Annotated in this window: 8 protein-coding genes and 1 tRNA gene; 4 read left to right on the forward strand and 5 right to left on the reverse strand. The window is 48.5% G+C overall.

Annotated features, from left to right (window positions below):
- Positions 1 to 264 precede the first annotated feature (264 nt).
- The 3 genes from FP815_07330 to malQ all read right to left on the reverse strand — a co-directional run bounded on the left by FP815_07330 (position 265) and on the right by malQ (position 2,558).
- Positions 265 to 340: transfer RNA gene (locus FP815_07330), tRNA-Glu, on the reverse strand.
- A gap of 85 nt (positions 341 to 425) precedes the next feature.
- Positions 426 to 1,013 carry a flavodoxin family protein gene (locus tag FP815_07335; protein ID MBA3014753.1) on the reverse strand — a complete coding sequence of 196 codons (588 nt, stop codon included), beginning with the start codon at positions 1,011 to 1,013 and terminating at the stop codon, positions 426 to 428.
- On the reverse strand, positions 1,014 to 2,558 hold the full coding sequence (gene malQ, locus FP815_07340) for a 4-alpha-glucanotransferase (GenBank protein ID MBA3014754.1): 1,545 nt from the start codon (positions 2,556 to 2,558) through the stop codon (positions 1,014 to 1,016).
- Positions 2,559 to 2,884: 326 nt separating this feature from the next.
- On the opposite strand from malQ, the gene FP815_07345 reads away from it, so the two are divergent.
- On the forward strand, positions 2,885 to 4,216 hold the full coding sequence (locus FP815_07345; GenBank protein MBA3014755.1) for a sigma-70 family RNA polymerase sigma factor: 1,332 nt from the start codon (positions 2,885 to 2,887) through the stop codon (positions 4,214 to 4,216).
- Positions 4,197 to 6,680, forward strand: coding sequence for a DNA internalization-related competence protein ComEC/Rec2 (locus tag FP815_07350; protein ID MBA3014756.1), 2,484 nt, complete (start codon positions 4,197 to 4,199; stop codon positions 6,678 to 6,680). The genes FP815_07345 and FP815_07350 overlap by 20 nt, the downstream gene beginning before the upstream one ends.
- Before the next feature lie 62 nt (positions 6,681 to 6,742).
- On the opposite strand, the gene FP815_07355 is transcribed toward FP815_07350, so the two are convergent.
- A complete protein-coding gene (locus FP815_07355; GenBank protein ID MBA3014757.1) occupies positions 6,743 to 7,825 on the reverse strand; it encodes a type IV pilus twitching motility protein PilT in 1,083 nt (360 codons plus the stop codon).
- Between the two features lie 119 nt (positions 7,826 to 7,944).
- Between FP815_07355 and FP815_07360 the strand changes: the two genes are divergently transcribed.
- Together FP815_07360 and FP815_07365 are read left to right on the forward strand one after the other, a co-directional pair.
- Positions 7,945 to 8,910 carry a PHP domain-containing protein gene (locus FP815_07360; protein ID MBA3014758.1) on the forward strand — a complete coding sequence of 322 codons (966 nt, stop codon included), beginning with the start codon at positions 7,945 to 7,947 and terminating at the stop codon, positions 8,908 to 8,910.
- A 24-nt stretch (positions 8,911 to 8,934) separates the two neighbouring features.
- Positions 8,935 to 10,323, forward strand: coding sequence for a sigma-54-dependent Fis family transcriptional regulator (locus FP815_07365; protein ID MBA3014759.1), 1,389 nt, complete (start codon positions 8,935 to 8,937; stop codon positions 10,321 to 10,323).
- Between the two features lie 75 nt (positions 10,324 to 10,398).
- Here the strand turns inward: FP815_07365 and FP815_07370 are convergent.
- Positions 10,399 to 11,111 (reverse strand): NAD(+)/NADH kinase (locus tag FP815_07370; GenBank protein MBA3014760.1); only part of this gene is annotated, 713 nt, incomplete at its 5' end.

The following is an 11,111-nucleotide window of genomic DNA, read 5'->3' on the forward strand; positions in this document are numbered from 1 at the left end:
AATGCGCCCAGAAATCAGTAATATTAACGAAAAAACAGACAAATAAGTTTTTTTGCGACCTGAACTAGTCAGCGACAGGTCAAAAATCGGCAGGAGATTTTTTGTCACCCCGCGTCACGACGCTTATTTTGCAAGAGGCTCTTATGTGAAATTTAATGTTATTTAATGCAAAAGCAGCATAGCTGTTGGGAATACTGTTGGGAACAGATTCTTAGGCATAAAAAAAGGGATCCAGATATTCTCTGAATCCCTTGTCTCACTAAGTGGTGACCCCTACGGGACTCGAACCCGTGTTACCGGCGTGAGAGGCCAGCGTCCTAGACCACTAGACGAAGGGGCCATTCATATCAAATTTGGAGGCACATTTTTAAATCATTAGATATTGTTTGTCAAGACCAAGTTTTCTTTACACTGTAAAAATGCATCTAAATGGTCCCACAACAGAGTGCTTCACCAAACAATTCCGCCTCCTTCATCTTCGACTCCATCTTCTTCATTGCCCCCCATTGATCAACGCCACGTACCAAAAAATCACCCCCACAAACAAACCCCATGGCATCAAATGCATAATCAGCACACAGTTGCGATCCAACAAAAAGTTTGCCCCCATTAGTCGCCGCAAGTGAGACCAAATACCCTTTTCTGCTCAGATCCTGAACCCAACTCTTTCTTTCCAGCAACAGCTTCTTTCGAGACCACAATGCCTGAAGACGATCAACAAATATCTTAGTCTGGGCCGACAGAGCATAAAAATATACTGGCGAAGCAATAATGATTGCCTGAGCGCCATCGATCTTGCCATAAAGAGCCTGCATATCGTCATTGATCACGCATCGTCCTGTTTTAGTGCACCCACCACAACCAATACAAGGTCCGATAGTATAATCAACAAGTCTGATCGACTCAACCTCTCCCCCTGCACTGGTCACCCCTCGTAGTATCGCAGCCACTAACGTCTCCGTATTACCACCTTTTCGTGGGCTGCCTGTCACTGCCAAAACCTTCACCGCCACCTACCTCTTTCTGCCATAAAATTCACTTTCATCTCGCAATTTTTCAGCCAATTCTTCGGTAAGAAAGTGATCGGCACATCGCCAAGACCAGTTCCCATGAGCAGTTCCAGGCATATTCATCCGGCAATCACCACCAAAGCCCAGGATATCCTGCAGCGGCACAAGCGCTGTCGAAGCAACTGAAGAAAAAGCCAAACGAATCAAGTCCCAATGAATCTCTCTTCCGTCGGTATGAGCATAACGCCTCACCCGGACACGTGTCTCTTCTGAAGCATCTTCCAGATACCAACCAAAAACAGTATTGTTGTCATGGGTGCCTGTAAACACCACACAATTCACAGAATCAAAATTATGAGGCAAATACAAATTTTCTGGATCGGAATCAAAAGCAAATTGCAGTATTTTCATCCCGGGAAATCCTAATGCATCTCGAAGCTTAATCACTTCCGGAGTAATAATCCCCAAATCCTCGGCAATGATCGGTAAACTGGCAATATCATCCGCAATTTTTTTAAAAAATTTCACCCCAGGCCCCTTGATCCATCGACCATTAACTGCAGTGTTTTCATGCGCTGGAATTTGCCAATACGACTCAAAACCACGAAAATGATCGATTCGAACACTATCAACCATTCGAGCTTTCAAACGAAAACGACGACGCCACCAATCATACAAGGCCTCATTCTCGACATTCCCATCTTTCCAGCGATAGAGTGGATTCCCCCATCGCTGTCCGGTTTCACTGAAATAATCCGGCGGAACTCCGGCCACATGAACTGGAAGACTGGTCATAGGATCAAGTTCAAAACATGTTTGATTTGCCCAGACATCAACACTATCCTGACCAACATATATCGGCAGATCCCCAATCAACAAAATCCCTTTACTATGAGCATAATCACGCAACTGAAACCATTGCCGGAAAAAGATAAACTGCTCAAACTGAAAACAAGCGACTGTCTCTGGATATTTTTCCTGAATACCACGAAGGGCCGACGAATCTCTGCGCCGCAGGGGATCAGGCCACTCAGACCAAGGTTTTTCCCCATCATGCTCACGAATCGTCATAAACAACGCATAATCTAGCAACCACTCGGACTCAGATTGACAAAAATCACGAAAAGCAACCTCTAATCCAGAGCCCTCAATGCGGGTAAAAGCCTTCCGCAACATGACCTCCTTGCTCTCAATCACGTTAGGGAAATCAACCACGTATTCAGAAAAATTTCGCTTTCCCTCAAGTTCCTTCGCCTCAAGTAATCCATCTTGCATCAACAACTCGGGACTAATCAAAAGTGAATTACCAGCGAGGGCTGAAAGGCTCATATAGGGCGAACAGCCAAAAACTTGATTAACAGGCCCGAGAGGAAGAATTTGCCAATGACGTTGCCCTGCATCCGCCAAAAAATCGACAAATTTAATCGCACCAGGTCCGAGGTCTCCTATTCCATAGTGGCTTGGCAGCGACGTTATATGGAGTAAGATTCCACTTGACCTGCTTTTAATACCGATTTTTTTTTTAATTTTATCTGTGCGCGTCGCCATAACAATACTTATCCTTTATTTCATGATGCACTTGATTAATCACGTATCGTGTGATGGCATCACAAATTAATAAGCCTGTGATACCATCAGCTGTATCTTTAAAAAAGATATCTTCAAAAAAAAATCGCCTGTCAAGCTCTGAAAAACAAATAACCCTCAAATATAAGGTGTTACAAAACTATCACTACTATTTTTTCTTTGCACAAAGTGATTTTTTAGTTGCTTTTTACTAACGACATTTTTATAATAAGTATTTTTCGTGCTTGCCATCCAAGGCAATCGTACCCCTGCCCCTAACCCCTTAATTATTCGGGAGAAAACACTTCGTGCCTGCCGAGATCAAAGCCAAGCTCCTTGAGGTCAGCAAAGAAGATGGGCAGATTTCGATCGCCTATCTTAACAGCCTCATCCCAGAAGAAAAAACCGCAGAATTCATTGATGAAATCTTCGATTTCCTTAATCAACAAAATATCGAGGTCGTCACTCAAGAAAAATCTGATCAAAAGAAGAAAGACTCCGACGACTACTCAGAGGAAGACAGTGACTTTCTAATATTCCAGGCTGAGTCAGGACCAGACGGGCCGGACCTTCAGGAACCGGAGGAAACCACCACCACCTACCTCCGGGAGATGGGGCGCTTCGAGCTGTTAACCCCCGAAGAAGAAGAAAAATACAGTAAAGCTATCCGTAGTGGTTTTGACGCCATCATCGAAGCTATCCGCACAGATGATTCAGGTGTGCCAGAAACCCAGCTTTTAGTTGGCAGAATCGCCCTGTGGGAAAAACGTGACCCCACTCTGAAGCCAAAAAAACAACACCTTAACTTCATGGTACGCACAATAGCCTCCACTGCTGCCAAATACCCTGAAATCGGTACACTTTCGGTCATGAATCAGAAAATCGCCAGCTACACTCGCAACATCGAGTGGGCCAAAGATGCCATGATCAAGGCCAACTTGAGGCTTGTAGTCAGCATAGCCAAGCGCTATATGCACCAAGGCCTGAGCTTAGCCGACTTAATCCAAGAAGGCAACCTGGGACTGATGCGCGCTGTTTTTCGTTTCGACTACACCAAGGGTAATAAATTCAGCACCTACGCCAGCTGGTGGATCAGACAAGCTATAACTCGCGCCATTCTTGATAAAACTAGAACCATCCGCCTGCCCGTTCACTTTCTTGAACTCAGAAGCCAATTCTTTAAGGCCTTCTACTCACTATTAAAAGAGCTGGGCCGAGAACCTACCCCAATCGAGATTTCAGAAAAGACCGGCCTGCCCATGGATAAGATCTTGGCTATCCTTGAGGCATCAAGAGAGCCGATTTCCCTCGAGACTCCTGTTGGCGACGATGACAGCACCTTAGGTGATTTCCTTGAGAACAAGGACTCCGCCTCCCCGTACGAATCAGTCAAAAACAACGAACTCGCAGACCGGGTCAAAAGCATTCTCATGACCTTAAGCCCCCGAGAGGAAAAAATTATTCGCCTCCGCTTCGGCATCGGCGAAGAGGCTGAATACACGTTGGAAGAGATCGGCAAACGCTTCAACGTCTCTCGAGAACGTATTCGTCAAATCGAAAAAAAGGCATTAAACCGATTGCGCCACTCCAGTCGCCGCGACAAGCTAAAGCCTTACACCGATACCCAAACTATTTACTGATCCGCCTCTGCCGATCTCACTCATCCCACTCACCATCGCCTTTGCCGCCGGCATCACCTGGGCTCGATTCTCCCAGGTGCCGGTGACAGGCAGTGTGACAACTATTGCCCTCATCGCCACCTGGCTATTGATGGTGAATAGACACCTTTCTCGACTCACTCCATACCTGATCTGCCTCTTGTTCTTCGGCATTGGCGGCGTCCATGCCACCATCACCTCCCAAGCGCCAATAGATCCATCCCACATCTCACACCTTGCCAAAGAACGCCGAGAAGTGTCACTGGTCGGGACTCTGCTCCACTGCCCTGAAACCAACACAGAACAAACAACTGTTCTGATGGCAACGCACCTCCTTATTGACCAGAAAGGAGAGACCGGGACACATGGCCTGGCACTCCTAACTGCTCCCTCATTCCCAGCCAACATCACACCTGGTGACCATTTCATTGCCCGGACAACCATCGGCCCGGTATCGAACTTCGGCACCCCAGGAGTTTTCGACTACCAGCAATACCTGGAAGATCAAGGCATTCGAGTAAAAGGGTGGATCAAAACTCCTTCCCTGATCATGAAAGTCAACCAGCTTTCACCCCCCTCTTGGGCCAGCCGAATGCGCTACCTGCCGGAACGCCTCCGATTTCAGCTTAGCCAATTTCTGACCACCTCACTCCCCCCGCAGACTGCTGGAGTATACAAAGCAATCCTTATCGGTGACTCCAGCAGTCTCACTCCTGAAACAAAAGAAGCATTCAAGGCCAGCGGCAGCATTCACCTTCTTTCCATTTCCGGGCTACACATGGCGCTTGTCGCCCTATTCTCGACAGGGATTATCTCTTGGCTGCTCAAAAGATCAGAATGGATCCTCCTCAACCTGCCAGCCACCAAAGTTGCGGCGCTACTCTCCCTCATACCCCTCGCTGCTTACACCATGATTGCTGGAGCAAATCCGCCGGTCCTTCGATCCTTAATCATGATCTCCGTCTTCATTGCCGCCCTTTTGCTTGACCGCCAATGGTCAATTTCTACCAATATTGCCATCGCCGCCTTGATTATCCTGGCAGCAAATCCAACGCAGCTCTACACCGCGTCGTTTCAGCTTACCTTCACCGCCGTTTCTTCAATCGCGCTCTTCTCTCCTTACCTGGCAAAAATTGCGGCTCAAGGTACGATAGAAAACAAAGAACTGTCCGTACAAAAACGGATCGTTTTTACCGTCAAAAAGTGGACCATAGCCTCCTTCCTCATTTCACTTGCCGCAACCATTGGCACCGCGCCAGTTCTCGCGTTTCATTTTAATCGAATATCTCTGGCCAGCCCAATATCAACCATACTGATCGAACCCATTCTCTGCCTGTGGTCGCTAATTATCGGCCTGGTCGCATGCCTGTTCATCGGAATCCCGCCTATCGCCCATGCGCTTTTCGCCGTGGGCAGCCCAGGAATTACTGCTTCTCTTGCCATCGCAGACCTCTTTACTCATCTTCCCTGGCTTTACCTTTGGGTCACGCCTCCCTCGATTCCTGCGATCATGAGCTGGTACCTGCTACTCATCCTGTTCGCTTCATGGCCGATTCTCTCTCGCCGCGCACTCTCTTTTGGCCTTCTCAGCTGCTTTGGCCTTTGGCTGCTTGCACCTCTTACGCAGAACAACTCCACCAGCCATGACACAAAAGTCACCATTCTCGATGTAGGACAAGGCAGCGCCATAATCATCGAAGCGCCGGGAAGTGATCCTATTTTGATTGATGGAGGAAGGAAACAGGCAAGATCAAACAAGGAATTCGATACCGGAGAGAACCTCATCGCCCCCTATCTTTGGCACAAGGGGATAAAACGACTGTCCATGATTATTTGCTCTCACCCTGACGCCGATCACTACAACGGGATTCCATTCCTCTTGGCTCGATTCAAACCAGAAACCTTATGGATCAACGGCTACGAAAGCGATGAAAAAAGCTACCATCAAATGCTCGCCACAGCGACTCACCTCAAGATCAAGACCACGATTCCGACACCAGGAATGGAACTCTACCAGGCAGAAGACATTTCACTTAAGGTCATCGCTGGCGGGCAACTTCGCGCAACTTCTAACAACAAAGGAGCAACCGACAACAACCAAAGCCTCGTCCTGCGCCTTACCCATGGCAACGTCGCCTTCCTCCTGCCCAGTGACATTGAAGAAGAAGGCGAACACTCATTGCTGAACCATCCGGGGATCAAGGCGGATATCCTCGTGTCCCCACATCACGGCAGTGCAACTTCAAGCTCTTCCGCTTTCCTTACAGCGGTAGCCCCACGATATGTAGCGATTTCAGCCGGACAGAACCAACACGGACATTTCCCCGCGCCTGCAATCGTGGCCCGATATCAGAAATTAAACAGCGCCATTCTGAATACCGCCGAGCACGGCAGTCTCTTTTTCACAACCGACGGCAAAAACATTCAGGTAGAAACATATCGATAAGATGCCCCTTGTCTCCGACTCACCAGGAGCAAGGGGCATCGTGAGGAGGAAAGGTCGACACATCAAGCATCGGCAAAATCAAGAGGCGGATTTTTCAGAAATGGAACAAATTTTGACTTTTCAATAGCATTGGTGTAGGCATCCTCGGCAGAAATCCACCCTTTTTGCATGTTCTCAAAGATAGCGTCATCCAAAGTTTGCATGCCATATTTTTTTCCAGTCTGCATCGCAGAAGGAATCTGAAAAGTCTTTCCCTCACGAATCAGATTACGAATCGCCGGGGTACAAATCAAAATCTCCAGCGCGGCACAGCGACCTTTTTTGTCAATCCGCTTAAACAACGTTTGCGACACCACCGCCTTCAGTGCATCAGCAAGCGTTGAGCGCACTTGGGCCTGCTGAGTGGAGGGAAAAATTTCGATAATACGATCAACTGTCTTCGCTGCATTCAAGGTGTGAAGAGTGCCAAAAACCAAATGACCAGTCATAGCCGCCTCCATAGCCAAAGCAATGGTCTCCAGGTCACGCATTTCACCTACCAGAATAATATCCGGGTCCTCGCGAAGAGCCCCACGCAGAGCGGCAGAAAAACTTTTGGTATGAAGACCAACTTCACGATGATTCACGATACACTTCTGACTTTTATGCACAAACTCGATGGGGTCTTCGATGGTCAAAATATGATCACGTCTGGTCTTATTAGACTCGTCAACAATAGCAGCCAGAGTGGTTGACTTACCACTCCCGGTAGGCCCGGTGACCAAAACCATACCTTTAGGCAAAGCCGACAACCTGGAAACAACCTTGGGCAACCCAAGTTGTTCACACGTCAGGATATCACTGGGTATCTCACGAAAAACCGCGCCAATACCGTATTTCTGCATGAACAGGTTGCCTCTGTATCGAGCAATGCCTGGGATTTCATATCCGAAATCGATATCACCACACTCCTCGAAGGCCTTAATCTTTTCTTCCGTCACAATTTCATAGAGCAGGGCACGGAGCGCATCATTCTCAAGAACATTATACTTAATCTTTTCCATTTCACCCCTGATTCGCAAAATCGGTTGCTGGCCAGCAACCATATGCAGATCAGAGGCCCCCTGCTCATGCATCAACTTAAAAAACGCATCAATCTGGGCCATAGTATCTCCTTAAATTACATAGGTGCATAGTTTCGGCGCAGAGAAGAACTCGCCTGTGTTGTCATTCCCCGGCAATAAAAGTATAGTGTACAATTGCCTAGGGTAGCGCACTGCTAATCATGATCAAAATCATTCTAGCAAAATTTACCATCTCATTGAATTTTTTTCTCAACCTTACCCAACTCGCAAAAAAAACACCTAACCAAACCACTCCCACCCTAATGTCACACATCGACCTCCATATTCACTCTACCCTGTCCGATGGAACCTCAAGCCCAGCAGATATCATCTCGAAAGCCCGCGACAAAGGTATTTCTGCCATCTCAATAACAGATCACGACACGATGGACGCCTACCCAGACGCCATACTCGCTGGAAAAAAGGCAGGAATTGAAATCATTCCCGGTGTCGAAATCACCGCCCACCACCAAGACCGTTCGCTACACATCCTAGGTTTCGGCCTGCAACAGAACACCCCTTCGTTGATCTCTGGCCTCCAATTAATCCAGGCGGCTCGTCAAGACCGGAATCGACGGATACTCGACAAACTCCAAGGCTTCAACCTGCCAATTTCCTTTGATGACCTCCCTCAAGGACGAGGCCAGACCGGTCGCCCGCACATCGCCAAAGCTCTGGTTGACAATGGCATTGTCCGTAACGAACAGGAAGCCTTTGCCAAGTTCCTCCGCAAGAATGGCGCAGCCTATGCCAGCCGAGAACTCCTCCCTGTCCGCCAGGCTATCGCTATGATCTCCAATGCCGGAGGAGTCGCGGTCCTTGCCCATCCAGGGTCGCTAAAAATCACCGAGCAAGACCTTACCTCCTTAATTCGACAACTCATGGATGATGGACTGTGCGGCATTGAGACCTATCACCCCATGAATTCTGAAAAAACAGTACAGTTTTTACTCAAACTCTGTCATACTTCCCGATTGATTGTTACTGGCGGCAGTGACTTCCATGGACGAGAGGGAGACAAGTCCCCGTTAGGTGAAGCCGGCGGCAAACGCCGAGTGCCCGCCCACCTTCTTACCGAACTCAAATCTCGCATCAGCAAAAATCAAGCGCGGCAAGAATCACCTTGACCGCCCCCATACCCAACACCAACAATGCACACTATTCTGATTGTCGACGATGAGCCCAACTACCAAATTGTCCTAGGAGAATTCCTCAAAGACGAAGGCTTTGAGACTATGACTGCCGATAACGGTCAACAAGCCCTCGATTTGGTAAAAAACAATGACATCAACCTGGTAATTACCGACATGCAGATGCCCGGCATGGACGGCTTCGCCCTGCTTCAGGCAATCAAGGAATTCAGCGGCACTATTCCGGTTATCATGATTACCGCTTATGGTGAAGTGGAGAAAGCAGTTCGCGCCATGCAGCTCGGGGCTTTCAATTATTTAACCAAGCCCTTCAATACCGAAGAGCTTCTGGCCTGCGCCAACAAGGCCATCGAACACTACTCACTTGCCCAGGAGAACCAGCGACTACAGAAGGAGATAAGCAAACGCTACCGTTTTGATCAGCTCATTGGCAAAAACAAATCCATGCTCCAACTTTACAACCTTATCGAACGGGTAGCACCGACCCAGTCCACCGTTCTGATTACTGGCGAATCTGGGACCGGCAAAGAGCTAGTCGCCCGGGCCATTCATTACAACAGCACCAGGAACACAGCGCCATTTATCTCAGTAAATTGCGCCGCACTGCCTGAAGCACTCCTTGAAAGCGAGTTTTTCGGCCACGAACGGGGGGCATTTACCGGCGCCGTTGCCATGCGCAAAGGAAAATTTGAGGCAGCTGACACCGGCACCATTTTTCTCGATGAAATAGGAGACATGCCCCTGTCCCTCCAGGCCAAACTGCTCCGGGTAATTCAAGAAAAAACATTTGAACGAATCGGCGCCAACAAAACCATCCAAGTGGATGTCCGAATTGTTGCGGCCACCAACAAAGACTTAAAAGACGAAGTAGCGCAAGGAACCTTCCGCGAAGATCTCTACTATCGATTGAACGTTATTCACCTTCCCCTTCCCCCCTTACGAGAACGTCAAGACGATATTCCAATCCTGGCTGAGCACTTCGTAAGAAAATATGCTTCCCAAAGTGGTAGACCCAATCTGACCATTGCGCAACAGACCTTACGCTTTCTTACCACGCTCCCATGGGATGGCAATGTCAGAGAACTCGAAAACACCATCGAACGAGCGACAGTCCTCTGCCAGGGACCAGTGATCGAGCCCGAAGATGTCCAACCTCTGTCCGGAGTTGTTTCTAGCAGTGAAGAGAATTACGTCAATCTGAACCTTGATCTGATCCCAGACGATGCCAAGCTAACCGATGTCTTAAATGAAATTGAAGGGAAAATGCTCAACAGAGCACTGGAGGAAACCAATTTCGTCCAGACTCAAGCCGCAAAAAAACTCGGGATCACCAAGAGCCTTCTGCAATACAAGATGAAAAAATTTCAGATCAAACGGTCGGACGGCTGAAGCAAAGGGTTATCAGGACACAAACACGCTTGGTAGTGAAATAACCACCAAGAAAATTTCTATAAAATTCATGAGCTACCCACCAGCCTGGGGGTTCACCCTCTTACTACGAGACAGAGTCCCCCAGCCTAGTTTATTCCGCAATATCTCGAAATACCCCTGACGCGAAGAACCGATCAATTGAAGAGTCCGTTCGGAAGCCATAATTTCCAGCGCGTGATCGCCCGTCATGTCCCAAACAATCCGACCATCGATAATGATCTGAACTTCCGTATCGTCATAGGATACCAATCGAGAGGAGAGTCGGATATCAGGCGGCAGCAGCACAGGCCGGCTGTCCAGCATGAACGGGCAGATTGGCGTCACCAGAATAGACGGCAGGCCAGGATGGACAATGGGTCCGCCTGCCGAAAGATTATAGGCTGTGGCCCCGGTGGGGGTAGAAAATATCAGCCCATCGGCACGGTAAGTGGTAATCAGTTCATCATCGGCCCAGGTTGAGAGCGCAAGCAGCCTCCCGAGCTTCCCCTTACTGACCACCACATCATTTAAGGCGTATTGCCAATCAGTTTTCTCACTTGCCCCAACAAGTCTCACCTTGAGCATCATCCGCCTCTCAATGGTGAATTCCCCATTAACGATGGCCTCGAGCGCCTGAAAACGTTCATCCTTGGCCACCTCGGTCAGAAACCCCAAGTCACCCAAATTAATCCCCACCACAGGAATTTCGAAGCGGCTCGCTTGATCCGCCACATGAAGCAGAGTGCCATCACCTCCCAGAATCACTA

The organism is Desulfobulbaceae bacterium, from assembly GCA_013792005.1.
In the GTDB taxonomy this organism is placed as follows: domain Bacteria; phylum Desulfobacterota; class Desulfobulbia; order Desulfobulbales; family VMSU01; genus VMSU01.